This is a genomic window from Streptomyces sp. CB02923 (assembly GCF_001905005.1).
Taxonomy (GTDB): Bacteria; Actinomycetota; Actinomycetes; order Streptomycetales; family Streptomycetaceae; genus Streptomyces.
In genome coordinates this window covers 554,900-579,752 of the sequence record NZ_LWKZ01000024.1, presented here as the reverse complement: position 1 = coordinate 579,752, position 24,853 = coordinate 554,900, and the positions used below count along the sequence as shown (strand labels likewise).

Genomic DNA, 24,853 nt, shown 5'->3' with positions numbered 1-24,853 from the left:
GGACGTCGAATATAAATCCCCATCATTGGAAGGATTCAACGATGCAGGAGTTCGAGCGTACGGCCAGGCGGGAAGTGCTGGAGCAGGCTACGGGAATGAGCCGAGCCGAAGCGAAAGATCGAGAAGAAACCCTGCAGAATGAGCGTAAAGCTCATCTGGGGTTCCACTGCTTCGACGGTCTGTGGGCTGCGGAGCTGGTTGCCGTGAAAATTTCTGAATGGCGCCGCGTCATCAGTGTGATGGATGCGCAGGGCATGGACACCTATATGCCGGCGAAGGATCCGTCCGCGGCACAGGAAGTCGTCACTTCTGTGCACTGAGCCCGGGAAGGATGGTGGGCCGTCGGGGCAAGACTGTGGTGGGCTCGCCCCGACGGCCCGTCAGATCGGTCCGGTACATGCCCCCGCGTGCCGGGAATCAGATAGATGCCGCTTCGGCAAGGATCCCGCTGCTGTTGTAGGCCCTTTCGTAGGCGATGGCAGTGCGCAGCAGATCGGGCTCGGCGAGTGCACCTGCAGTCAACTGCAGCCCCAAGGGAAGGCCCGCACCGTCGAACCCGATGGGTATGGAAACAGAAGGCAGGCCGGTGACATTCATCGGCGCTGTCAGCCGGACGTATGCGTCAGTGACGGTTTCGACGGCCCCATCCGCCCAGCGCAGCTCGGGCTGGCTGCGTTCGGCCGCGGTGCAGGCGACCGTGGGGGCGGCGAGTACGTCGATGGTGTCGAACAGCTCGCGCCAGGATCGGCGAATGACGGAACGAGCGCGTTGGGCGCGCATATAGTCGTCGGCCGGAATCAGCTGCCCGGCCTCAAGCAGTATCCGCACGTCCGCACCGAAGAGGTCGGCCTGATTCTGCAGGTGGTGTTCATGGACGGAGGCCGCTTCCGGCCCCATGAGTCCCCACAGGGTGGGCAGGATGTATTCGGCCAAGGGGATCTCCACGTCGACGGTTGTCACGCCGAGATCACCGAGGCGGTCAATGGCGGCGCGGACTGCTTCCGCCACTTCGGCCGTTACATTGTGGAAGAAGTGGTTTCGGGGAATGCCGACGCGCAGACCGCGTAGGTCGGTCGGCCTTCCGCACTCACCGTGGAGGTTCGGTGAGGTGATGCTGGCCGGGTCACGTACATCCCGGCCGGCGAGTGCGTCCAGGACCAGGGCGGCATCATGAGCGTTTCGGGTGATAGGCCCGACATGGTCCAAGGACCACGACAAGGGAGCGACTCCCCAGCGGGAAACGAGACCGTAGGTCGGTTTGAGCCCTACAACGCCGTTGAGGGCCGCGGGAACCCGAATGGAGCCGGCCGTATCGGTGCCCAGCGCGAAGAGCGCCGAACCTGCTGCCACGGCCACGGCCGAGCCGCCGCTCGATCCGCCGGCAATGCGCTCGGTATGCCAAGGGTTGGCCGTTTGCGGCGTGATCAATCCATAGGCGAATTCATGGGTCTGCGTCTTGCCGACAAGTACGGCACCCGCGGACGCGAGACTCCTGGTCACGGCACTGTCCTCCGTGGGGAGGCGGTCGGCCCAGAGACGCGATCCAGCCGTGGTGGGGACTCCGGATACGTCGATGGTGTCTTTGAGCGCGAAGGGGATGCCGTGCAGCGGGCCGCGATACCGGCCTGCCATGATCTCCCGTTCCGCCTGCGCAGCCGCTGTCCTGGCGGCCTCGGCGGTGACGGTGACATAGGCGTTGAGGGTGTCCTCGGTCTCGTCGAGACGCTGCAGAACCGATGCGGTCAGCTCGACGGGTGAGAGTTCTTTCGACGCGATGGCTTCCGCAGCAGCGGCCAAGGTGAGTTTATAGAGCTGCATCGGAGGTCCCTTCGGCCGCGACGGGAATACCGTCGACGGCCCGGAAGACCGGCGCGGGAGCGACGCTGGTGAGATCCAGTTCGCGCAGCGTGGCAATGAGGCCGCGGAGTCGGGCTGCGAACGCCATTTTCTCAAGGTGTCGGTCGCTTGTCAGCGGCGAACCGGAGTGCGGCGCGCGCGACGCCCCTATCGCCGCCGGCATAAGGGGATTGTCGGGAACGGACATGAACGCTACCTCTGATTCAGCGGTGGAGCGTGCGGGTTCGAAGGTGCCCGACGGCCCTGCTGTACGGGGGAATGGCAGGGCCGCCGGGCGGTCTCAGACCTGGGCTCCGGTCATGGCCGGCAGGTGAGGTGTATGACGCGCTGCGGGTACGACGGGCCGTGCGGCGAGGCCGGTCACAGATCGACGGTGACGCTGTAGGACTCCAGCCAGGCGTTCAGCGAGAGCGGGACTTCCAGATCGATCCGGGTGATCTGTGTGCTCTCGGAGCTGACGGGCCGGTTCAGGCGTTCCTGGACCCGTTCCCGGTCCAGCAGCGGGAGGACGGGGGACGAGTCGTCGGCGATGACTTCCGCCAGCCGGTCACGGAGTTTCTTCTCGTAACCGGAGTCCTGGGTACTCGGATAAGGGGCCTTGACGCGCTCCGCGATGGACCGGGGCAGGATGTCACGTGTCGCGGCGCGCAGCAGGCTCTTCTCGCGGCCGTCGAACTTCTTCATGGCCCACGGGGCGTTGAAGACGTACTCGACGAGCCGGTGGTCGCAGAACGGAACGCGGACCTCCAGGCCCACGGCCATGCTCATGCGGTCCTTGCGGTCGAGGAGGGTGTTCACGAAGCGGGTGAGATTGAGGTAGCCGAGTTCCCGCATCCGCTTTTCCAGGCCGTCCTCCCCCGGAAGCACGGGAACTTCGGCTATCGCCTGGTGGTAACTGTCACGCCGGCGCCCGGGAATGTCGAGACGGTTCAGCAGGCCCGAGTCGAACAGGGGAGTGCCATCGTAGAAGGGGCCCGGCGTGCTGGTGAGCCAGGGGAAGGTCTCGGCGGTGAGCACCTCCGGGTCATGGAACCAGCTGTACCCGCCGAAGAGTTCGTCCGCCGATTCGCCGGAGAGGGCGACCGTGGACCGCTCGCGCACCGCACGGAAGAGCAGGTACAGGGAGGGCCACAGGTCCCCGTACCACACGGGCGGCAGATCGGTCGCGCCCAGGACGGCGGCGCGGATCGCCGGATCGCTCAGGTCGTCACTGTCGAGAAGGATTTCCTTGTGGTCGGCCGCGACGAGTTCGGCCAGATCGCGGACGAAAGGAGCGTCCGGGGTACTGCGCAAAGGGTCCGGCACGAAGTTCTCCGCGGCGCCGACGAAGTCGACCGAGAAGGAACGCACGGGGCCGGCGTTCTCGTTCTTCAGCGCCCTGGCGGCGAGCGCGGTCACGGCGGAGGAGTCCAGGCCGCCGGACAGGAGACTGCACAGCGGTACGTCGGAGATGAGCTGTCGGGAGACGATGTCCTCCAGCAGCTCCCGCACGGTGCTGATCGTCTTGTCCAGGGAGTCGGTGTGCTCCTTGGCCTCCAGGGCCCAGTACCGGTGCTTGGTCAGCCCCTGGCGGCGGACACGGATGAGGTGTCCGGGGCGGACCTCGGACATGCCGGTGAAGATGGCATGCTCGGGGGTCTTGACCATGTCCAGTATTTCGCCGAGGCCGTCGGCGTTCACCCTGCGGGAAGCGGCAGGGTTGGCCAGGATCGCCTTGGGTTCGGAACCGAAGAGCACTCCGTCGGGAGTGGGGTAGTAGTAGAGCGGCTTGACGCCCATGCGGTCGCGGATCAGGAGGAGTTCCGCACGGCGGACGTCCCAGACGGCGAACGCGAACATACCGTTCAGCTTGTCGACCAGGCTCTCGCCCCACTCCAGGTACCCCCGCAGGACGACCTCGGTGTCGCTCTGGGTGCGGAAGCGGTGCCCTCGTGACACGAGATCGGAGCGCAGTTCCCGGTAGTTGTAGATCTCGCCGCTGAAGGTCAGGATGGCCAGCGGCCTGCCGTCCTCCTCGGCGACCATCGGCTGGCGGCCGCCCTCCAGGTCTATGACGGAGAGTCTGCGGTGGCCTATGGCCGCGTGCCGGTCGAGCCAGACCCCATCGGCGTCCGGTCCGCGGCAGGTCATGGTCCGCGTCATGGCGTCCACCGTGGCGCGCTCGCGCGTCAGGTCACGCTCGAAATCCACCCAACCAGCAATTCCACACATGGACGAACGCCCTTTCCGGGGTATGAGTATTCGGGATGCTGCCCGCCGGCCGGACCGAGGGTGCCGGGACCCCGTACGGGACGGGACCCGGCAGCCGAGGTCTGGGAAATGGCCGGTGCGTTGCCTCAAGACCGGGCGTTCTCCGACCAGGTGAGGCGCCGGGCGAAGTGGGACCAGGCGGCAAGGACCATGAGGGCGGCGGTGATGCCGCCGAGGGTCATGACGACGGACGGCGAGGTGTGGTCCAAGATGGCCCCGCCTACCAGCGCGCCGAGTGAGATGGTCGCCTGGAAGGAAGCGGTGAACAGCACCGAGGCTGCCTCGGGCATGTCGGGGGACGCCTTCGTGAACCAGGTCTGGGACGAGACGGGAACAGCTCCGTAGGCGACGCCCCACACGATCAGCATGGCCACCGCGCCGATCTTCCAGCCGCCCAGCACTGGCAGCAGCAGCGTCGCAGCCGCGAGCAGGGCGGCGGCGATGCCGAAGCCGGCGCGGGGATACCGGGTGACCACCGCGCCCCCCAGGAAGTTGCCGGCGATTCCCGCGACTCCGTAGATCAGCAGGAAGGTGGTGACCAGCCCGGAACCCGCGTGCGTGACCTGTTCGAGGAACGGGGTCACATAGGTGTAGGTGCCGAAGTGGGCCAGGACGATGAGGAAGGTCAGCAGCAGCGCGAAGCGCGTGTTCACGCTGCGCAGCATGCCGCGCAGCACGCTCAGGCGGGTGGTCCGGGAGGGCGGCAGCGGCGGCATGACCAGCAGGAGCATGATCAGCACACCCACGGTCAGGACCCCCATGACGACGAAGGCCGTACGCCAGCCCGCCACATCGCCGATGAAGGTGCCGACCGGAACGCCGAGAACGGACCCCAGCGGGACCGCGGAGAAGATCACCGATACGGCGCGGCCGACCTGCTCCGCGGGGACCAGACGGTCGGCCAGTCCGGCCCCGATCGACCAGAAGCCGCCGATGGTGATCCCCACCATGACGCGCGAGACCAGGACCATCCAGTAGTCCGGTGCCACGGCGGCCAGGAAGTTCGCGAGGGCCAGCAGCAGCATGAAGACGCACAGCATCAGCCGGCGGTCGATGCGTGCGGTCGCCACCGTGACCAACGGCGCTGAGATCGCCGCGAGGAATCCAGGCATGGTCATCATCAGCCCCGCCATCCCGTCCGAGATGGTGAAGCTGGAACCGATCGAAGTGAGCAGGCCGATCGGCAGGATCTCGGTCGTGACGATCGAGAATATACCCAGCATTACCGATACCACGGCCAGCCACCCGATCAATGGTGATCGGGGCGGCGTGTCAGTTCCGTCAGGGTGCGCGGTAGCGGCGGTTGTTGAGGCCATGAATTCCATCCTGTGAAGGGCCTTCCATTTCTCGATCAGTTCAGCACGTCTCCAAAACAGAGGCTGGCAGCTTTCCGACAGTATCCTCGCGACGGATGGCCGCGGGCCGCGGTCCGGTCGACCGGACCACGTCATCGTTGCTGGTGGGAGGCATATTCTGGCTCGGCCGACGAGTGCTGTCCGCACCATCGGCGTGGGGAACCCTTGGCCTACTTGTCCAGGTTGCCCAACGCGTCCGCACTGCCTCGGAGTTTGCGTCGCACGCCGTTATCGCGGCGCTGCCGGTGAAATCTCCGCACCTCTGCCATTCGCTGTAAAATTCGATCGCGACTTGGGCAAAAACGCGTTGACCTGCCGTGGTGCGGAAGCGACGGTATGAGCCATGCCGATACCTATGGCCTTAGTTTTCAGTGCGGGAATCTCAAGCCTTGAGATCGCGGCTGCACGCGAGATTTTCGGCGTGGCTCGAACTTATCTGGCCGATCCCTGGTACGAACTCGTCGCCTGCGTCTCGGAGACCGTGCGAAGTTGTGACGCCTGCCGTATCGACCGACTGTGCGGCCCTGAGCAACTGGTCGACGCGCACACGGTCATCGTTCCTGGCTGGCCGGACGTGACACGGGAACCGCCCGCCGATCTGGTCAACGCCCTGCGCGACGCGCACACCGCCGGCGCCCGTATCGTCTCCGCCGACACCGGGGCTTTCGTGCTCGCCGCCGCGGGTTTGCTGGACGGGCGACGGGTCACCACCCACTGGGCGCATGCCGATCTCCTGGCCGCCCGGTATCCGCGTGTGCACGTCGACCTCGACACCCCGTACGTCGACGAGGGCGGCGTCCTCACCTCGGCCGGCGGGGCCGCCACCCTCGATCTGTTCGTCCACCTGGTGCGGTGCGACCACGGCGCCGCCGTGGCGAAGGCCCTGGCCCACCACTTGGTCATGCCGTTCCAAGCGGCCGACGAGCAGGTACCGGCCGCCGCCTCGCCCGAGCCCGGTCCCGACGACCGGGTGCTCACCGACGTGCTGTCGTGGGCCGCCGAGAGAATGGACCAGCAGGTGACCGTGGAGGACATGGCGCAGCAGGCCAACGTCAGCCGCCGCACTCTCGCCCGGCACTTCCGGGCGGGCACCGGCATGGCTCCGTTGCAGTGGCTCCTCGCCCAGCGGGTCCAGCTCGCCCAGCGCCTGCTCGAAACGACGCACCTGAGCGTCGAGCAGATAGCCACCCAGACGGGTATGGGGACGGCGGCGACGCTGCGCAGGCACTTCAGCCGCATCGTGGGAGTGCCGCCGGACTCCTACCGTCGCTGGTTCCGCGGCCGCGACAGGGGGAGAGAAGGGCCGGCGTCGTTGACGTGGCGGTGAATTCGGAGGGTCCCGTATCCACGCGTCCGGATGCCGAGGTGCTGTGACCGCTTGTTGGGCCCTGGAAGGAGAAACCGTAAGTGAACACCGAGGGAGAATCCGTAGCGGGCGCGTCCGCGTCAGCGCCCCTGCCCGAAGCCTTCTACCGCGATCTGGGCCACGGACGGTACGAGAGCAGTCCGGCCACGGCGGGGCCGTGGAGCCCCAAGTGGCAGCACGGCGGGCCGCCGTCGGCTCTGCTCGGGCGGGCGCTGGAGCAGCACGACCCGAGGGAGGGCTTGCGGATCGCGCGCGCCACGGTGGAACTGCCGCGGCCGGTGCCGATGGCGGATCTCCAGGTGGCGGTGCGGACCGTGCGTTCCGGTCGGCGTGCCGAACTGCTGGAGGGTGAAGTCAGTTCCGGGGGGAACACCGTGTTGCCGGCCCGGGCCTGGCGACTGGTCGTCAGCCCGCCGGACGTCCCGCCCTTGCGGCCCGAGCCGAAGGCCCCGCCACTGCCCGGTGCGCAGCCTCCGCCCACCATGGCCCGTGCGCACACGGACGGCTACCTCACGGCCATGGAGTGGAGGTTCGAGCCCGGCGGGGGGTTCGATGCGATGGGGCCCGGCACCGTATGGGCGCGCCAGCGCATACCGCTGTTGGTCGACGAACGGTGACCGTGGGCGGACGAGGCCGGCCCTCCCGCCGTGCGACGGGCAGGAGGGCCGGTGGGGCATGGCCACCCAGGAGCGGCGGTACGGCCGCGGCCGGGTGGGGCCGGTCACTCCGGCCAGTGGACCAGCAGCTTGCGAGGCCCGCGGAAGGAGATGTTGGCCGGGAAGTCGAAGTCCTGCTCCTCGACCATACGCATCCCGGGCGCTCGCTGCGCGAAGAGATCGAGCGCGACCCGCGCTTCCATGCGAGCGAGTGCGGCGCCGATGCAGTAGTGGATGCCCTGCCCGAAGGCGAGGTGCTTGCGGACGTCCGTACGGTGGATGTCGAACGTCTCCGCCGCCTCGAAGTGCTTGGGGTCCCGGTTCGCGGCACCGAGCAGCAGCAGGATCTTGGCGTTCGCGGGGATGTCGACACCGCCCACGGTGACCGCCTTGGTGGTGATGCGCCGCCAGGCGGGGATGCTGCTGTCGTAGCGCAGCACTTCCTCAACGGCCTGGGGGATGAGCGAGCGGTCGGCACACAAGTCGTCCCACTGCTCACGATTGGCGAGCAGCCGACGGACCGCGTTGCCGGTGAAGCTCGTGGTGGTTTCGTGGCCGGCGAAGCTCAGACCGTACGCTACGTTCGTGATGTCCGGCACCGACAGGCTCTCGGGATCGGCCTGGTGGATCCGGATCAGGTCGCTGGTGAAGTCGTCGACCGGCTCGGCCAGTCGCTTGGCGACGAACTCCTCGCAGTAGCGCCAGTAGTTGACCATGTTGTTCGCGATGACTTGCTGCTCGTCCGCGGACGGCCGGCCCCAGCTGAAGGCGATGCGGTTGCCGCACCAGGACTTCAGCATGTCCATGTCCTCGTCCGGGAACCCGATGAACGTGAAGATCATGTAGGCGGGGAGCGGGTAGGTCAGCGCCGAGACCAGGTCGACCACACCGGGCTCGATCGCGTCGACCAGTTCCGTGGCCTTGGCCCAGACCTTCGGCTCCAGAACCGAGATCCGCCGCGCGGAGAAGCCCTTCTGGTTGTGACGGCGTATCCGGGTGTGGCGGGGAGGGTCGCAGTCCGACATCACCGGATAGGCGCGGAACCCCGCTTTGATGATCGACTGCGCCTCTTCGGTCAGCGGGAAGACCGGCCGCTGGCCGACCGCTGCCGAGAACGTCGCCGGATCCATCAAGGCAGCCTGGATGTCGTCGAACCGGGTTATCACCCACATGTCGATCGACTGCGCGTAGAACGCCGGCGTCTCGTCCCGTACGCCGGACAGGATCGGATACGGATCGGCGACGTAGTCATCGCCCAATGGATTGAAACCGTGGTTCACCGGGCACGCCATCGCGTTGGTCATAACGGACCCTCCTGGGTTCGGTGGCATCCAGTGTCACCTGTTTCTGGCTCTCTTGAAAAGGTGAATAATGTGGACAGCAATCCTGGTTTTTCTCATGGCTGAGCGAATAAACTTGCGCCAGTTGGACTACTTCGTGACCGCCGCCGAAACCGGCACGATGACCGGGGCGGCGCAGCGGTTGTACGTCTCGCAGTCCGCGGTTTCCGCGGGAATCGGTGAGCTGGAGCACCAGTTGGGGGTGCAGCTGCTGATTCGCGCGAAAGCCAAGGGCCTGACCCTCACCACCGCCGGGCACCGCTTCCTGCCGGAGGCCCGGGCCCTGCTGACGCGCAGCGAAGAGATCCAGGTGGGAATGCGGGAAGTAGGGCAGACACTGGCCGGCCGGCTGGTGATAGGGTGCTTCACCACGCTGGCGCCATTTCTGCTGCCGCGGTTGCTGGAAGAGTTCCGGACCGCCCACCCCAAGGTCACGCTGGATTTCGTCGAGGGGTCCCTGAACGAGTTGCAGGACCTGCTGCGCGAGGGAAAGTGCGAGGTGGCCATGCTCTACGGCTTCGATGTGCAGTCCGGAATCGACTTCGAGGAGCTGCGGACCGTCGAGCCGTACGTTTTGCTGCCACCGGGGCATCCCTTGGCCGAGACGGCGGAGATCCGGTTGCCGGATCTCGACGGGCACGACATGATCATGCTGGACGTGCCGCCCAGCCTGCGTTATTTCACCGACATCCTCAGATGCGCGGGCGTCATCCCCAAGATCAGGTATCGCACCGAAAGCTTCGAGCTGGTGCGCAGCCTGGTCGCCCGCGGCGCGGGGTACTCCCTGCTGCTCCAGCGTCCTGCCCAGGATGTCAGTTACGAAGGACGCCGCCTCCAGGTGCGGCGCATCGCCGGCGATGTCGACCGTCTATCCGTCGGTCTGGCGCGGCCTTCGAGCAGCCGACCCACGCGCCGGGCCGCGGCGTTCGCGGCTTTCTGTCACGCGCAGATGGAACACCACCCTGCGGCGGAGCAGGGCGCGAGGCGGTACGGGCCGATGAACCCCGGTTTCCCGGCTGCCGTATCGTCGTAGTGCCGACGCTGGCATCCGCTGCTTTCACCCGCGACGCCGAACAGCCGCAGATCGCCGCTCACGCGGAAAGGTGGCCGGCTGCAAGGCCGGCCACCTTTTCCGCTCTGCGTGAGCGGGACAGGATCGATGGTGATGTCGAACTGCGGCTCAGGCGGTGAGATCGGCGAAGTGGGCGGAGCCCGTACCGAGCGCCTCGGTGATCGCCGCGAGGACGGGCGGCGGGACGACAACATCGACCGGCATGGCGACCATGGCCTCGCCGCCCTCGGCATCCCGCGCGACGTGCATGGCCGCGATGTTGATGTCCGCCTCCCCAAGAATGCGGCCGGAGGCCCCGATCATCCCGGGCGTGTCCTTGTAATTGAGGAAGAGCATCCGATCGGTGATGTCCAGGTCGACGTCGTAGCCGCCGGTGCCGACAAGTTTCCGGGTGTTCCCGGGCCCGGTCGGCGTACCGGTCACACTGATCTCCTGACCGTCGGAGAACATGCCGCGCACAGTGCTCACATTGCCGTGCGCCGGGCATTCCGAGGTGGTGAGAAAGCGGGTATCGGGAATCCGCCCGCGAGCGGCCACCGGAGCGTTCACCAGCGTGAGCGTGCCCTTGACGGCGTTTGCCAACACACCCGGCAGAGCGGCGGATCCGAGGACTTTCACCTCGCGAATCTCTTCGGTGATATCGCCGGGCAGGTTGACGGCTTCGGGGACCAGGTCACCTGTCAGGGCCCGGCGGACGGCGTCGGCGGCCGCGGCGACCGCCGTGAGCAGAGCAGCCTGGTCCGTACCGTCACAGTGCCGGACCTCCAGGCCGGACCCCAGCGCTTCGATCGGGTGTGGCGCGAGTCTTTCCGCGACGAGCATGACAGGTTTCGTCATCGGGACCGCCTCACGGAGTCGATTCGGCGAGCGGTTCGGCAGCCACCAAGGGGTGATCGGATTCCAGCCGGTCCCCGGCCCCGCCGGGCGAACCGAGCGCTGCGAAGAATTCGCGCTCCGCGGTTGTGTAGTCGGCCCATCGGGCCGGCACGGAGTCTTCGTAGAACACGGCTTCAACGGGACAGACAGGTTCACAAGCTCCGCAGTCGACGCATTCGTCGGGGTGGATGTACAGCTTGCGCGGACCTTCGTAGATGCAGTCGACCGGACATTCCTCGATACACGCTTTGTCCTTCACATCAACACAGGGCTGGGCTATGACAAAGGCCATGATTGATCCTCCACCGTCCAGGTGTCGTTGCCGGCGAGCAGTGTGGAGAGGGCCTGGGAAACCTGTTGGCGGTGGTGTGCACCGGCCGCGGAGTCGTGCTCGGCCCAGACTTCGGCCGTCAATCCTCCGGGAAGCATGACGCCGTCGGTGGAAGCCGGGACCATCGGAGCAGGGAAGAGAGTGGGCAGGCCAGAGCGCCGGGTCGCGGGCACGATCAGCGCCGCCTCAGGCGGCGGGATACTCGGAAGAGCAGGCAGGCCCACCAGCAGGAGGTTGCCCACGATCGCCGTCAGGGCGGCGGTGCGCGCGCCCGTCAGCCGGGGAGGGGCGGTCGCGGTGGCCTGGAGAAGGGCTTCGTAGAGCCGGACGGTACGGAGGAAGTCGTCCTCGTGCACGGTCCGTTGTACGAGCAGCCGCACCCTGCCCGTCGGCGTCCCGACGCGGGGGACGGCGCTGGAGGAGTCGGCCGAGCGAGGTTTCTCACCGGGCCAAGGGCGATGTTCGACCAGTTCGGCCACGGTGCCGTCGGGAAAGCGGACTCGGGCTCGGGCGCCGGGCAGGATGGGCTCGGGCGGTTCGAGAACAGTGGTGCCGGTAGCGCCCAGCAGCTCCAACTGCCTGTCGAGCGAGGGAACGATCAGGGAGAGTGACGTCTGCCGCTGTATCGGGGTGAAGGGGCGGGCGCTGGCGATGAGGAGAAGGTTTCCCACCGCGGCCAGTTCCAGACCGCCGAAGTCGGGAATGGGCATCCGCAGGTCGGCGGGTACGCCGAGCAGCCGCTCGTAGGAGCCGATGTGATCGTCGAGCTCGGCCGCGTCGATGAGGCACCGGGCGAGCAGCCGCGGTCGTGACAGCACGGACGAGTCGGGCCGGGCGCGGAACCAGCGTTCCGGGTGGGCGGGCCGCAGGGGCACGGACATCGGTCAGCCTCTCTTCGTCTCGTGGGCCGCGACGGGCCACCACGGGTGCGCCTTGAGGCCCCAGGCCGCCAGCTCCTCCACCGCCAGCAGGTGCAGGGCGGCGGAGTCGCCGAACTGATGGGGCATGCCGGTGACGGTCACGACCATGCGACGACCCACGCGGAGCAGGCACAGCGAGGCCCGCAGCCGTGCCCTGTCCGGGACCAGGCCCGGCACGTTCATGGTGCGCAGGGCGACCGAGCCGGCCGTGCGGCCGGCGAAGCGGACCACGGCTTCGGGAGCGCTCCCGAAGTTGGAGGCCACCACGTCGGTCTGCTGTGCCCCCGGGGTCTTGAGCGCGTCGGCACGGCGAGCGGGCAGCAGGTGCCACAGCGGTTCGGGTACGAGCGTGGCGCTCCGGGTGCCGGAGGACCGCAGCAGCGCCTTCGTCGCCCACCGGGTCGCCCGTAGATCCCCGTACTGTACGGGGCCGCCGGGAACGCTCAGCGGCACGACGACCAGGGCGTTGGCGCGCTCGTCGCGCGGGCCGCGCCGTAGATTCATCGGGATGCCCACCTCGATGTCACCATGTGCGGCGCGTGGCACGCGGGCGCGCACGAGGTTGGCGGCGACTTCCAGGAAGAGGGTGTTGGTGGTGCCGCCGCGTGCACGGGCCTGCTCGTCCCATGAGGAGGCGTCCACCTCGACGATCGCCGTACTGAAGAAGCGGGGCTGTGCCGGAGGGCAGGCGGGCGGGGCGGGACGCGGCCGCATGGCTGCGCTGAGCAGTGCGCGCTGTCGGGGATCGCGGGCCAGCCGCAGGGACTGGTGTGCCGATTGAACCGCGGCCCGGGTCACTTGCCGCAGCGCGTCGGTGACATCGCTGTGGCGTGGACCGCGCGGCGGGTGGGCGGTGCTGTCGGTAGCAAGGGCTTCGAGAATGCCCAAGCCGTCGCTGCGAAAGTGCGGCACGGTCAGCGAGACCAGGCAGCCGCCCTGGTAGGGAGCGCTCGCCAGCCGCCACAGATCCGTGGAGTCGGTGGGCAGGGGCGCCCGGACCTGGGCGTCGATCCATTCCGGTGCGGTGGCATCGGTCAGCGGGTCGCGTTGCGACTGCACCGGCTGCGTATTGGTGGCCCGGAGCCACTTGCGACGGGCTCCGGGGAAGCGCGCGGCGGCTGAGCGGCGGCTGAGCAACCCTCTGTCGAGGCGTCGCCACTCCGCCTGTAGCGCCTCGTCGGGTACGGGATCCGGGAAGCGCCACAGTACTTGGACGATGCGGGAGGAACCGAGTGACCGCGCGGTCCGGTGCAGCATCTCGTCCGTAGGGTTGAGGCGCCAGGCAAGTGCGTCGTTCATTGGGCCGGCACCTCCAGGAGCTCGGCCGCCGCACGGCGGCCGACGGCGGGCGCGAGCTTGAACCCGCCCCCGTTCCAACCGACGGCGGTGACCAGGCCCCGGGGACGGGGCCATGCCGTGACCGTCCCGGGACTGTCGGACGCGAGGGTGTCGTACGCGGTGACGCCGCCCACGGCGCGTGTGTGTGCGAGGCGCGGCCAGCGGTGCCGCACGACTTCGCGGATGCGATGTTCCTCGGTGGCCGGGACCGTCTTCCGCACGAGGGGAGGTACGCCCGTTCGGTCGGAGGACACGCCGGCCAGTACGGTGCCGTGGGTGTCCCACCGGCGTATCCACGCTCCAGTGGTGCGGTCGATGACGGTGGGCAGCTCCGCCGGGCCGGCAAAGTCCTCGCAGCGGAACAGGCAGTAGCTGACTGCCCGGGTGTTGAGCCCCAGCCGTACGCCCACCGACGCAGCCAGGGACTCGCTGCCCGTACCGGCGGCGAGGAGAACGGCGCCGGTGCTCACGGCACCTTTGGTGGTCCGGACGCCACGGATACGTCCGGAGGAGTGCAACAGCCCGGTGGCCCGCGCGGTGAGCAGGCGCAGCCCGTCTCCGGCGTCGCGCCGCAGGGCCTCGACGACGGCCCGGACCGGAAGCCATCCGGCCCGGGGTTCGAACACGCCGAGCAGGTGGCCGGGAGCGGTGAGGCCCGGGAACCTCCCGGCGATCTCGGCGGAGGTCAGGACGTCTGTCTTGTGCCCGGCGGCGTGCGCCACGTCCAGTGCGGCCGTGACGCGGGGAAGGTCGTCGCGGTCGATCAGGGTCAGGCTGCCGTGTTCGCGCAACCGGGGCCACGTGCCGCGCGGGCCGCCCGCCTGGTAGAGCGCGCAGCCTTCGGTGGCCCATGCGGTGTGCGTACCGGTGGGGTCGAAGGCGCGGACCAGCCCGCCGGAGGCGCTGGTGGCGCCGCCCGTGGCACCCGTTTCGTCGATCAGGACCACGGACGCGCCGTGGGCGGTGAGCCGTTCCGCGGTGGCCAGGCCGATGATGCCGCCACCGACGATTGCGACATCCGCCGAGCGGGCCGTCGTCACCGCAGGGCCTGTGCGGCCGGCCGGCGCCGGGACGCCCGGGTGTCGCGCAGAGACAGGAGCGACCGGGAGATGTCGGAGGCCCGTACGGACAGCATGGCCAGCGCTCCGGCGTCGCCCATTCCGTGGCTGGCCTCGCACAGCCCATTGAGGTAGACCTTCAGCGGGCGGGGGGTGGACGCCTTGAGTTCGATGGCGTAGTCGCGCCCGACGACGGGGATGCCGTCGCCGTCCAGGGGGAGGCGGTGGGCCACCCCCTCCAGCAGCGGGTGGTAGGGCTCGTCGTCCGGCCCCGTGCCGAAGTCCTTGAATCCGGTGGCCAGGACGATGACGTCGGCGTCGACCGTGTCCTGGGTGAGGTGGTTGACATCGCGCACGGACAGGCGGTGCGGTCCGCCGCGCGGCGCGGTGTCGAGGCCGGTGATCTCCGTGAACGGCTGGAGCCGCAGCCGGGCCGAACCGGTGAGTTCGTACTCGCGCTGGGTGCCCACGAGCCGGTCGATCACGTCCTGGTCGCAGGCGGCGTAGTTGATCGAGTGCAGCTCCGCGCGCAGACGGCGTCTCGTCTCCGCGGGAAGCGGGTGGAAGTAGTCGACGAAATCGGGCAGGAACACCTGGCGGCTGTAGGGGCTGGTGTCCTTGAGCCGGAAGCCGATGCCGCGCTGGATCGATATGACCTGACGTACGTTGGGGCGCTCCAGCAGGTCGAGCACGATCTCGATGGCGCTCTGGCTGGCCCCCACGACCGCCACCCGGATGTCCCGGTGCCGCAGGGCGTTGATGGAGGAGAGGTAGCGGGTCGAGTGGAAGACGGTCTTTCCGGTACTCCCGAGGAACTGGTGCGGAATCCTGGGGGAGCGGCCGGTGCCGACGATGAGGGCCTCACCGAGATAGCGCCGGCCCTCCCGGGTCTCCACGGAGAAGAGCTCTGCCCCGTCCGCGCCGTCGACGAGGGAGAGCTCAGCGGCGGACTGCCCGTAGTCCACCGAAGCCGCAAAGGCGTCGGCGACCCAGGCCAGGTATCCGGCGTACTCACGGCGCAGGGGGAATTTGGCGTTCAGGTGGAGGTAGTCGGTCAGCGCCCCGCGGGAGGCGAGGTACTTGACGAAGGTGTGGGGACTGTCCTGGTTGCGGGGCATGACGAGGTCGCGGAACGGGTTGTTCTGGATGTCCGCGCCCGAGAGCAGCTGCTCGTCCTGCCATTGGAAGCCGGGTGATCGCTCGATGAAGTGGGCGCGGTCCAGGGAGCCGAACTCTTGGAGGGCCACGGCCAAGGACAGGTTCGCCGGCCCGAACCCGATGCCCAGTACCGGATAAGCCTGGTTGTTCATCACCATTCACACATCCTCGACTTGTCGCGAGTGCAGGAACGCAGGAGGAGCCGGCGGGGGCCGGCGGCAGGGCACCGGGGCACTCGGCGTTTCGCCTGTCGCACCACGGAGGGCCGGCCTTGGCGGGTGTCGCCGCGGTGTCCCGGGCGCCCTGCCGCCGATGTGGGGTCGCGCCCGCTCCCGGTGTGGGGGAGGCCGGCGGGCGTCAGGAGCTGAGCAGGGCCGTATCGGTGATCTCGTTGGCTTCGTTGACGTGTACGACACGGGACTTGAAGCCGGCCCGCTCCTCGTCGTTCAGCTGGGCGTAGCTGATGATGATGACCTTGTCACCCGGCTGGACGAGGCGTGCGGCGGCGCCGTTGATCACGACCTGCCCGGCGGGAGGCTCGGGGGCGTCGTCCAGGATGGTGTAGGTCTCGAACCGGGCGCCGTTGTTGATGTTGACGACATGCACCAGTTCGTGGACGCCGAGCCCGGCGGCCTCCAGCAGCTCAGGTGAGATGGTGATCGATCCGACGTAGTTGAGATTGCTGTCGGTGACGGTCGCGCGATGAATCTTCGCGTGCATGAACGTGCGCAGCATGATGGGGCTCCTTCGGCGTGTGGTGTGCCGGTCGGCACGGGAGGGCGGTCGGGTGGGCTGCGTCCGGCGGGCCCGTTACGTGGCGGGTACGCCGCCCTGTGCAGGAGCTGAGGTACCGCCGGTGGCCAGGCCGGCGAACGGGCCCGGCGGTCGGCGGCCCAGGTCCTCCACCAGGGGCGGGTTCTGCACGGTGGAGGGGGCGCCGAAGGCGCTGGACACCCGCTCGGCAAGGTCCGGGGTCAGGGGCCAGGCGAGGGTGCGCAGGGTCCACAGGAACCGCAGGGCGCCGGAGACGTCACCGGGGTCGGCGGCGTCGAGGTCCGCGCAGCGCAGGGCGAGAACCTCCAGGTGCAGGGCGAGCGCCTCGGCGGCCTTGCGGATGGAGAAGGTCTCCAGCGCGTACGCGTCCTCGAAACGCCGTCGCGAAGCCGCGAGCGCCGTGCGCCACCAGGGCGAGGGTTCGGCGTCGGCGCGCCGCCCGGCCAGCGCGGTGACGAACGTCTCGGCGATGGTGGCGAGGGGGGCGTCGAACCGGGTCGCCAGCGTGGCGTCGGCCACCGGCTCGCTGAATTCGGACTGCTGCAGCTCGGGGCTGGTCAGGGACAGCACGAAGCGGGCCCGGTCGCGACCGACGGCCTCCAGGAAGTCACCCGCCCAGCGCACGTCGCCCTTGCTGGTGGAGAACTTGCGGCCCTCCAGCAGGTAGTACTGATTGGTGAGCGTACGGGTCTTGGGCAGTTCGACCGGCAGTCCGTGCCGCACAGCGAGCAGCGAGAGCGCCACGTAGATGAACGCGTTGTAGAACCCGTTGTCGATCCCGATGAACTGGATCAGCTCGTCGGCTCCGGCCCGCCGGCCCTCGCGCGCCTTGCGCAGCCAGTACACGTGGCCGGCATAGATCTCCGGCCAGGCGTTGACGGCCTGGGCGGGAGCGTCGGGGCCGTCCCAGTCGACGGTGATGCCCCACGTACTCGGGTAGGTGACCGGGATGTACGGCAGCGGACCGGCGAGCGTACGGGTGACCACGCCCTCCAGGTCGGGGCGGAGCCGTACGTCCGAGGACCGGTACCAGTTGGTGAGCATCGAACGGTAGCGCTCCAGGTCCAGAACCCAGATGGAGACGGGGCGGTTCGGCAGCGCGGAGGCGGAGTCGGCCACGGGCAGCAGGGCGCCCGGGAGGTTGTACAGACCGCACGTCTCGCAGACGCCGGCGCGGGCATGCGCCAGGCAGGTCGGGCAGCGCCCGGTGACGAACGCTTCGGCCTTGTAGGAGTCCGATGCGGCGTCGTAGGGGAGTTCCACCTCTCGGCGGTCGAAGGTGCCGTGCCGCCACAGGTGGGTGAAGAACTCCCGGACGAACGCGGTGTAGTCGGAGTCGGGGCGTTCGAAGAGGTCGACCTGTATGCCCGCCAGATCCAGCGTCTTGGTCACGCTGTCGAAGGCATGCCGGATGAGCGATTCGGGCTCGGTCGCGAGCTTTTCGGCCGTGGTGACGACATAGGTCTGGTTGTCGTCGGTACTGGTGCCGAAGGCCACGTCGTGCCCGTGGATCTTCTGGGCCCTGGCGCAGATGTCGCTGGCCAGCACCGGTCCCGACAGATGGCCGAGGTGGAGGTCGCCGTTGGGGGTGGGCGGGGAGAAGGTGACGTTGATGCGGCGCCGTCCGTCGTCGGCACCGCGCGGAGCGTCGGTCATCGCAGCGTCTCCCCTCACCGGGCCGGCTGGAGCCAGTAGATGCTGACGAAGGTCAGCGGCTCGTCGGCGCTGGTGTTGGTGACGATGTGCCTGGTGCCGTGGGGAATGTAGATGACGTCCCCCGGGGTGACGGCGCGTTCCTCGTCGCCTACCCGTGCCTGCCCCTGCCCGGTGATGAAGATGAAGGTCTCGTCGGTGTCGTGTCCGTGCGGCGTGCTGGACTCTTCGGGCCGGATGGAGCACAGGGTGCTGTTCCACGGCGGGGTGACGACCCCGTCCCAGGGATAGAGCTGGCGGATGTCGCAGCCGTTCTTGCGGATCAGTTCGTCACCGGCCGTGGTCTTGACATGCATACGGATTCCTCTCTTCTTGGTTGCCCGCCCCGCTCCGGAGGCCGGGTGCTGGCTTGGTCCGAGGTGGCGCCGAACCGGGGCGCCGTGGTCATCCGAGGGCGAAGAGCCGCTCGATGACCTCGGGATCGAAGGATTCGGCGGGTACATGGAAAGGCCCCTTGAAGGTGGCGAGCCGCGACCCGGCCAACGCCGGGTCGGTGGGCCAGGCTTCGGCGTAAGCCTTGCGCCGGGCCATGCCTTCGGGGGTGAAGGTCATGTTCATCGTGGTGCGCACCGAAGCGGAGATCCGCAGTCGGTGCATGCGCAACTCGCGCTCTTCCACGTACGGTTGGAAGTCCTCCACCGCCCAGCTGCTGGACGAGCGGAGCGCGTCACGTACCATCCGCGCGTCCCGCAGCGCGATGGACAGGCCCTGCCCGATCACCGGGTCGGTCCACCCGGCCGCGTCCCCGACCAGCGCCGCTCCGGGAACGACGGGCGTGTCGGTCCATGCGTCGTTCATCGGGTAGAAGGCGCACACGGCGGACGGTGTGGCTCGGGCGAACATGTCACTGCCCGGGATGCACCGCAATTGGAATGCCCGCAGGAAATCGGTATGGCGATCCGGCCCGGTGAAACGGCCTTTCTGGGCGACATCGTGCAGCAGGTACAGCCGTGCCCGACCGTTCTCGCGCGGGAATACGAAATAGAGCAGGTCTCCTTCGGTGCCGACCGAAGTGACGTTCACGGGCCAGTCATCCAGGTTCTCCACGAGCATGCCGCCGCCCAGGGAGTTGGGCGGGGTCTGCGTGAGGCCGATGTCCAGCTGGCGGCGTACGGTCGACATCCGTCCGTCGGCGCCCACCACGAGCCGGCAGGCGACCTCGTATTCGAGATCGTTGTGCTCATAGCGCACATGGGGATGCGTGCCACCGCTCACCAGAACGTCGCCCACACCCCGCACAACGGTGGCGCCTGCTTCCTCGGCTGCGTTGGCCAGGGCCTCGCACGCAGCGGGATGTCCGACATCGATCACCCCGTGAATGTCCGGAAGCAGCTCGTCCAGGTGCAGGGCATTTGCCCTGGCCGTTTCCGGGTCGACCGTCTCGTCGAAACCGACGAACCTGTCGACATAGGTGCCACCGGCCTTGAGGATGCATTCCTCCAGTCCCAGCTCGATGAGTTCCGCCACGCCCCAGCAGTTGATGACTTCGCCTCTGACTTTGTCCCGGTAAACTGTCTGCCGCTCCAGGAGCAACACCTCATGACCATCTCCGGCGAGGGCTGCGGCCAGTGCGGATCCGGCGATTCCGCCACCGACGATGACCGCTTCGAAGTGTTCAGCTTGCACCATGGAATCCTCCTGGAAACCTTGATGTGGGCACGCCGGGACAGGGCTTGTGGGCTCTTCAACCGGGCTCGCTGTGCCGAGCTTGCGACTAATGAAATTCTCACCACCGTGATGAGGTAGGTCGAGGTGAGGACGTGACATCCGTCGTTCACTTTGGGTCATGCCGTGAATGCCGGGAAGGTGGCCGCTCGAAGGGGTATCCGAGTAGGGCAGGGGGCGCGTGACCGAGAAAGCAAGGTGTACTTGTACAAGTCGCAGACGGGCGATCGTGACGGAAAGGGGAAGCGGAAGAGGGCGTCCGGCGCGTGTACTCGCCGAATGCCCTACGCCGATACGGTGCCCGTGACCGGAAGGCGGCGCGCCGTTGACCCCGGCCTTGGCTCCCTGCGATGTGGTGATCGGGGCCGGGGCTTCCGTACAGGGCGCACCTGGGCGCCCCGGCCTGTTGTCCAGTGGTCCACCGCGTGATCGAACACCGGCGTCCGGCGTCCATCGCTCCCGGCACATCTGGACGAAGAACTGGAGCGTGGATACCGGCCGAACGGAAGACGCGGCGCAGACGCCCGCATCGACAGCGATCACGAACTGTTCACGTCATGCCGACATCGGTTCCAGCGCCGGATGGGCGGCTTGCGGGAGACCGGCCAGCCGCCGGTAGGCGTGGGCTGCGGACGTCAAGGTCATGTGATGGTGCCAGCCCGGATACGATCGGCCTTCGAAGTCCTGCAGGCCGAAGTCGCGGACCAGTTCGCGGACCGAGTCCTCCGTGCCTGTATGGCTGTCGACGAGCGCGAGCAGGTCCTTCACCCGTCGGCGCACCATGTTGGTGATCCAAATGACGGCGGGGTATCGCCGGCCCGGGCGCCGGTGGGTGAATAAGCGGTACGTACCCAGGGATCCGGAGCCGGGCACGGTCGCGGAGGGCAGCCGGACCAGACTGGTCTGCACATCACTGCCGTGGTGGGCGCCGTCACGTTCGGCACCGGTCGTGGACCGGGCATGCCGGACATCGCTCAGGACCAGACTGCGCTGTGTGCCCAGTGACAGGACGGATGCGGCTGCCCGGGAGCCATGATCGGATGCGTCGAGGGGCAGGACGGGAAGGCTGCCGGGAACGGCGACCACGAAGTCGCAGCGCTGACGCGTCAGAAGGTGCAGCATGTCGTTGGCCTCACTTCTGTCACACATGTCGGCCACGAGCGGGGCAGGGTGCACCCCGCCGACCCGTCTGAGACGGTCCGCCATGTCCAGGGCATCGGCCCACATGGGCACCGAGGCGGCCTCGCAGGGGATGCGTGCCAGTCGGCGAGGGTGCGGAAGGGCCCAATGGTCGGGCAGGTGCAGACGCCAGTCGACGGGCACCGCTGTCGCGCCGTCGGACAGGAACAGTCCGACACCGACCTGACAGTTCACGGTCTGGCCCAGCCGGGGGACGAAGCGCCGATGCACTCCGCAGGAGTGGTCTCCTCTTTTGGGTAAGACCGCCGTGGTGATTGTCCATGCTTGCGGGCGCAGCCGTACATCGATCCAGCGGGCCAGTTCGTGACGGACGGGTTCCCATTCCCATGGGCTGGAGTTGATGAATTGCTGGAAGGATTGCGACGCTGTCGGCGAGTCCGCGACGGCGGCTGCTAAACGCCGGACCGTCTTTTTTCCCGGCACAGTGAGTAACCCGAGAAGGTAGGCATGACCCCAGCGGCGCTGCTCCGCGCGCCGCAGCTGAGAAAACACGGTACTCGTGAATTCGGAGAGCTGTTCTGTAGGAGCCGGCTGTTCGGTGGGGGCAGTGGGGTGCGACGCCATGAGGATCCTTCCGGTGAGAAGTGGAGTTCCGCTGCACCAAGGGCTGCGGACAGTGGGGCCTGAGCAGAGGGGAATCCGGAGCATGCCGTCCCGATCTACATGCAGACAAGACGGCAATAGAGCATGGGGAAATGTGTCCACGCTGTGCCGAACGTGGCGGTGACCGTTTTATGCGTGACTGCGAGCGCGACAGCAGGTCGCCGAACCCGTGCCTCGGTGATATTGTTCCGCGGAACGGCAGATTCACGAATGTCCGGGCTCCGGATCGCCGCGCCGACCGCTGTCCAAGAGGTACAGGGTTCCGGCGGTATCGTGCGACGGATTCGTGGTGTCGGCGGAACAGTGCTGCGAACGGCGTGAGCCGGAACGCCTGCCGAGGACGGCCGCGCTTCTATGAAGGGTCAGGGTGCGGGAGCCCGACCGGCCGAGCGAAGTCGATGCCCCGGTACGCCCGTTTCGCGGCTGCTCGATCCTGCGATCCTGGTATTTCGTACGCAGGCGCCCACCGTGTTGGCGAGCCGGGGAGAATCGCTCACCCGATGAAGAGGAAGGCCGTCCGAGCCGGCCGATCCATGTTTCGCCACGTTAATCCCCCCGGATTCGCGAAATTCTCGGGACATCAAGTTCAGGCGGGCACGGCACCGCCTTGCGCCGCGCCGGGTGCTGACAACTCGGTCGTACGGTCGGTGCCGCGAGGAACACGGCGCATTCGCAGGCGTGTGAGAGTGCGTCGCCTGGCTGTTGTCGCGTCGAGGCGGGCGGAGGCATGAGGTGCCGAACACCGCGACTGGCTGAGGTGACGCCAGTGTGCGACGCCCCGCTCTCGCGGGTTTCCGCCCTTCGCCGAGGACGATAGGGCGCTTTACGCATTATTGCAATATGCTGCGCCATCGGTGCACTATCCTGCCCGAGGAGGTAGGTGATGAGCAATCAGCACACACCCGAGACGTCCGCACAGCGGTTCCCTGTCGATCACGTCCAGGCGGCCAAGGCCGACATCGCGTCGCGGCTGCGGCACATCCGTCAGCACCATCCCGAGGGGCCGTTCAGCCTGGCCAAGCTCGCCGACCTCGCAGGGGTGTCCAAACGCACCCTGGCGTCCGCGGAGTCCGCCGAAGGCACCAACCTCACCATCGAGACCCTGGTGAAGGTCGCGCACAGCCTGGGCATCCAGCGCTGCGCGTACTTCCTCGACGAACAGGTCTTCCAGCAGGTCAATAAGGAGTTGGAAGTCCTCTCGGCACTGCGGTCGCGCAAGACGCGGGGCCTCGCCCTGCGGTCGTCGCACGCGGCCCCTGTTCCCACCGACGTCGACCAACTCTCCCAACTCCTCACCGGGATCATCGACGCCGCGGCTCAGGCCCGCGACTCACTTCACCCGACATCGCCGACCGCCGGTGAGGAGCCGGACGGCCCCGATCCGCAGCCGCCATGAAGCACCGGGTGACCTCGTCACGATGCGCTCGGTCGAGCCCGACACGGGACCCGGCGGTCAGAGCGGCCGCTCCTTCGGGGCGGGTCGGCAACCGACCACGAAGGTCAGCTCTGCAGCATGCAGCACCTATACAACTGCTTCTTCCAGCGGTGTCTGATCGGGGAGCAAGGCGACACCATGACCACACGGCAGGTCCGCAAGAAGTGTCAGGCGCTCGTGAGTTCCCTCGACCTACCCCGGCCCTTCTCCGTCGATGCGCTCGTCCGCGAGCTGTCGACGAGGCGGGGCCGGCCGATCCAGATCCACACCGTTCCCATCGGCTCGGCCATCAGCGCCTGTGGCCTGTGGATCGCCACTGATGCGAGCGACATCATCTACGTCGAGGAGAAAACCACCAAGTTCCACCAGGACCACATCGTCCTCCATGAACTCGGGCACATCCTGTGGGATCACGGCATCTCCGACGAGGAGACCGAAGGCGCGCTCGTCGCCCTGCTGCCCAGCATCAGCCCCAAGCTGATCAGTCGGCTGTTGGCGCGCACCCACTACAGCACCGCCCAGGAACAGGAAGCCGAACTCGTCGCCAGCTTGATCCACGCAGCTGCGGGAATGTTCCCTCCCTCACCGTCCAGCGGGGTGCGTGGTGCCCTGGAAACCGCCCTAGGGATTCGAGAGTAGGAGCCGTGGACACACTTTCCCTGTATGAGCTGGGAACTCGGGTCGAGCTTATCGGAGCCCTGGTCCTGTGGCTGGTGATCATTCTCCGATTACCCGCCGCCCGCCGATCCCGCCAGCAACGCATGCTGCTGATCGCTGTGATCGGGATCGCCGGATCAGTCACGGTCTATCTCGACCCCGTCACCGCGGCCCTGAACCACAGCCTCGCCTTTGCCGAGAGCTGTGGCCTGTTCATGAACGCATGGGGCGTCCTCAGTTCAGCCCTTATCCTCGACTTCGTCCTCGCGGCCATCGCCCGGCGCTGCCCCTGGCTGGTCTACGTTCCGATGGTCGTCACGATCGCCGCCCTGATCGTGCTCAACTACACGATCGCTCCGCATGCCGGCTGTGTCACCGCAGCCTACGTGCCCTGGTACAGCCCCTTCTGGTGGATCCTCGTCGCCGCCCATCTCGTCGGCACCGTTCCCTGCACCGTGCTCTGCGTACGCTATGCCCGCCGGGTCCGCGACGACCGCTCCTTACGGGCCGGCCTTGTGCTGCTCGCTGCCGGTTTCGCCTCGTCCTCGGTGTTCTGGGGCGTGGTTTTCGTCTTCCTGCTCGCCCGCCCCGCCTGGCTGGGCGCGTTGTTCCCGCTCAACATAGGCATCACGGCTTGGCTCATGGCAGCCGGGGCCAGCTCGCCGCTGGTCATCGGCGTCCTGCGCACAGTCCGCGACGCGTGTGCTCTGTGGCGCTTGCGCCCGCTGTGGGACGATCTCACCAAAGCTGTCCCGCACGTGACCTTGGGCCGGTCGGTCCCCAGACTCCGCGCTGTGATCGGCAGCCCACACGCGATCCACCTCCGGCTCTACCGCCAGGTCATCGAGATTCGCGACACCCTGCTCATCCTTCAGGACTACGCCAGTCCCGAAGTGATGGCCCGCGCTCGGCAGCACATCACAACCCTGGCCATGCCCGAGGACCAGCGCGAGCCGGCCACCACGGCGTGTTGGCTGCAGGCCGCCCTCCGGGCCGTGGCGACCGGAGGCACACCTCGGCCGAATCCGCTCGGGTCCGGGCACTCGGGAAAGGGTGACCGGGACAGTCTCCGTAGTGAGATCGACTTTCTCCTCGCCGTTTCCCGAGCCCGCACACTGCCCGCCGTACTGTGCTTCACCCTGCCGTCAGCCGTACCAGGTACCACCACACCGGACGGAGACGACCGCCACGCTCCAGCCACGCCCGCGAAGTAGACATCCACGAAACAA

23 protein-coding genes are annotated in these 24,853 nt (G+C 67.8%); 7 read left to right on the top strand and 16 right to left on the bottom strand.

Going from position 1 to position 24,853, the window contains the following annotated elements; translation table 11 throughout:
• Positions 1 to 41: 41 nt before the first annotated feature.
• On the top strand, positions 42 to 320 hold the full coding sequence (locus A6A06_RS25825; protein WP_073763775.1) for a hypothetical protein: 279 nt from the start codon (positions 42 to 44) through the stop codon (positions 318 to 320).
• Positions 321 to 417: 97 nt separating this feature from the next.
• Here the strand turns inward: A6A06_RS25825 and A6A06_RS25820 are convergent, their stop codons facing one another.
• The 4 genes from A6A06_RS25820 to A6A06_RS25810 all read right to left on the bottom strand — a co-directional run bounded on the left by A6A06_RS25820 (position 418) and on the right by A6A06_RS25810 (position 5,330).
• Positions 418 to 1,818 (bottom strand): Asp-tRNA(Asn)/Glu-tRNA(Gln) amidotransferase GatCAB subunit A, encoded by a 1,401-nt coding sequence (locus tag A6A06_RS25820; protein WP_073763773.1) that lies wholly within the window; start codon positions 1,816 to 1,818, stop codon positions 418 to 420.
• Positions 1,805 to 2,044: a hypothetical protein gene (locus tag A6A06_RS42055; RefSeq protein WP_199931147.1), complete on the bottom strand. Its 240-nt coding sequence runs from the start codon at positions 2,042 to 2,044 to the stop codon at positions 1,805 to 1,807. Before A6A06_RS42055 ends, A6A06_RS25820 begins: the two co-directional genes overlap by 14 nt.
• Before the next feature lie 173 nt (positions 2,045 to 2,217).
• The gene (gene asnB, locus A6A06_RS25815; RefSeq protein ID WP_073763771.1) at positions 2,218 to 4,068 is read right to left on the bottom strand and encodes an asparagine synthase (glutamine-hydrolyzing); all 1,851 of its coding nucleotides are present in this window, start codon (positions 4,066 to 4,068) and stop codon (positions 2,218 to 2,220) included.
• A gap of 125 nt (positions 4,069 to 4,193) precedes the next feature.
• Positions 4,194 to 5,330 (bottom strand): MFS transporter, encoded by a 1,137-nt coding sequence (locus A6A06_RS25810; RefSeq protein WP_242440937.1) that lies wholly within the window; start codon positions 5,328 to 5,330, stop codon positions 4,194 to 4,196.
• A 475-nt stretch (positions 5,331 to 5,805) separates the two neighbouring features.
• On the opposite strand from A6A06_RS25810, the gene A6A06_RS25805 reads away from it, so the two are divergent.
• Entirely contained in the window at positions 5,806 to 6,789 is a 984-nt protein-coding gene (locus A6A06_RS25805) for a GlxA family transcriptional regulator (RefSeq protein ID WP_073763767.1), read from the top strand.
• 80 nt (positions 6,790 to 6,869) lie between these two features.
• Positions 6,870 to 7,445, top strand: coding sequence for an acyl-CoA thioesterase domain-containing protein (locus A6A06_RS25800; protein WP_079194337.1), 576 nt, complete (start codon positions 6,870 to 6,872; stop codon positions 7,443 to 7,445).
• Between the two features lie 104 nt (positions 7,446 to 7,549).
• Here the strand turns inward: A6A06_RS25800 and A6A06_RS25795 are convergent, their stop codons facing one another.
• Positions 7,550 to 8,788, bottom strand: coding sequence for a cytochrome P450 (locus tag A6A06_RS25795; protein ID WP_073763765.1), 1,239 nt, complete (start codon positions 8,786 to 8,788; stop codon positions 7,550 to 7,552).
• 121 nt (positions 8,789 to 8,909) lie between these two features.
• On the opposite strand from A6A06_RS25795, the gene A6A06_RS25790 reads away from it, so the two are divergent.
• Positions 8,910 to 9,857 (top strand): LysR family transcriptional regulator, encoded by a 948-nt coding sequence (locus tag A6A06_RS25790; RefSeq protein WP_199931145.1) that lies wholly within the window; start codon positions 8,910 to 8,912, stop codon positions 9,855 to 9,857.
• Positions 9,858 to 10,004: 147 nt separating this feature from the next.
• Here A6A06_RS25790 and A6A06_RS25785 read toward each other — a convergent pair whose 3' ends face one another.
• From A6A06_RS25785 to A6A06_RS25735, 11 genes are all read right to left on the bottom strand, one after another.
• Positions 10,005 to 10,733: an ACT domain-containing protein gene (locus A6A06_RS25785; protein WP_199931144.1), complete on the bottom strand. Its 729-nt coding sequence runs from the start codon at positions 10,731 to 10,733 to the stop codon at positions 10,005 to 10,007.
• Between the two features lie 10 nt (positions 10,734 to 10,743).
• Positions 10,744 to 11,064, bottom strand: a complete 321-nt coding sequence (fdxA, locus tag A6A06_RS25780; protein ID WP_073763759.1) for a ferredoxin — start codon at positions 11,062 to 11,064, stop codon at positions 10,744 to 10,746.
• Positions 11,049 to 11,984 carry a VOC family protein gene (locus A6A06_RS25775; protein ID WP_073763757.1) on the bottom strand — a complete coding sequence of 312 codons (936 nt, stop codon included), beginning with the start codon at positions 11,982 to 11,984 and terminating at the stop codon, positions 11,049 to 11,051. Before A6A06_RS25775 ends, fdxA begins: the two co-directional genes overlap by 16 nt.
• A gap of 3 nt (positions 11,985 to 11,987) precedes the next feature.
• A complete protein-coding gene (locus tag A6A06_RS25770) occupies positions 11,988 to 13,322 on the bottom strand; it encodes a hypothetical protein (RefSeq protein ID WP_073763755.1) in 1,335 nt (444 codons plus the stop codon).
• On the bottom strand, positions 13,319 to 14,401 hold the full coding sequence (locus tag A6A06_RS25765; RefSeq protein ID WP_073763753.1) for an NAD(P)/FAD-dependent oxidoreductase: 1,083 nt from the start codon (positions 14,399 to 14,401) through the stop codon (positions 13,319 to 13,321). Before A6A06_RS25765 ends, A6A06_RS25770 begins: the two co-directional genes overlap by 4 nt.
• Positions 14,398 to 15,729: a SidA/IucD/PvdA family monooxygenase gene (locus A6A06_RS25760; protein WP_073764611.1), complete on the bottom strand. Its 1,332-nt coding sequence runs from the start codon at positions 15,727 to 15,729 to the stop codon at positions 14,398 to 14,400. The genes A6A06_RS25765 and A6A06_RS25760 overlap by 4 nt, the downstream gene beginning before the upstream one ends.
• A 205-nt stretch (positions 15,730 to 15,934) precedes the next feature.
• Positions 15,935 to 16,312 (bottom strand): aspartate 1-decarboxylase, encoded by a 378-nt coding sequence (gene panD / locus A6A06_RS25755; protein ID WP_073763751.1) that lies wholly within the window; start codon positions 16,310 to 16,312, stop codon positions 15,935 to 15,937.
• A 75-nt stretch (positions 16,313 to 16,387) separates the two neighbouring features.
• Entirely contained in the window at positions 16,388 to 18,007 is a 1,620-nt protein-coding gene (locus tag A6A06_RS25750) for a class I tRNA ligase family protein (protein ID WP_073763749.1), read from the bottom strand.
• A gap of 14 nt (positions 18,008 to 18,021) precedes the next feature.
• Positions 18,022 to 18,360 carry a cupin domain-containing protein gene (locus A6A06_RS25745; protein ID WP_073763747.1) on the bottom strand — a complete coding sequence of 113 codons (339 nt, stop codon included), beginning with the start codon at positions 18,358 to 18,360 and terminating at the stop codon, positions 18,022 to 18,024.
• Between the two features lie 88 nt (positions 18,361 to 18,448).
• Complete coding sequence (locus A6A06_RS25740) at positions 18,449 to 19,693, bottom strand: FAD-dependent oxidoreductase (protein WP_073763745.1); 1,245 nt, start codon at positions 19,691 to 19,693, stop codon at positions 18,449 to 18,451.
• 591 nt (positions 19,694 to 20,284) lie between these two features.
• On the bottom strand, positions 20,285 to 21,493 hold the full coding sequence (locus A6A06_RS25735) for an IS701 family transposase (protein WP_073763743.1): 1,209 nt from the start codon (positions 21,491 to 21,493) through the stop codon (positions 20,285 to 20,287).
• A 922-nt stretch (positions 21,494 to 22,415) separates the two neighbouring features.
• Between A6A06_RS25735 and A6A06_RS25730 the strand changes: the two genes are divergently transcribed.
• The 3 genes from A6A06_RS25730 (at position 22,416) to A6A06_RS25720 (ending at position 24,838) form a co-directional block, all read left to right on the top strand.
• Positions 22,416 to 22,928: a helix-turn-helix domain-containing protein gene (locus A6A06_RS25730; protein ID WP_073763741.1), complete on the top strand. Its 513-nt coding sequence runs from the start codon at positions 22,416 to 22,418 to the stop codon at positions 22,926 to 22,928.
• A gap of 177 nt (positions 22,929 to 23,105) precedes the next feature.
• On the top strand, positions 23,106 to 23,606 hold the full coding sequence (locus A6A06_RS25725) for a hypothetical protein (RefSeq protein ID WP_073764609.1): 501 nt from the start codon (positions 23,106 to 23,108) through the stop codon (positions 23,604 to 23,606).
• A gap of 5 nt (positions 23,607 to 23,611) precedes the next feature.
• Complete coding sequence (locus A6A06_RS25720) at positions 23,612 to 24,838, top strand: MAB_1171c family putative transporter (RefSeq protein ID WP_199931142.1); 1,227 nt, start codon at positions 23,612 to 23,614, stop codon at positions 24,836 to 24,838.
• Positions 24,839 to 24,853 lie beyond the last annotated feature (15 nt).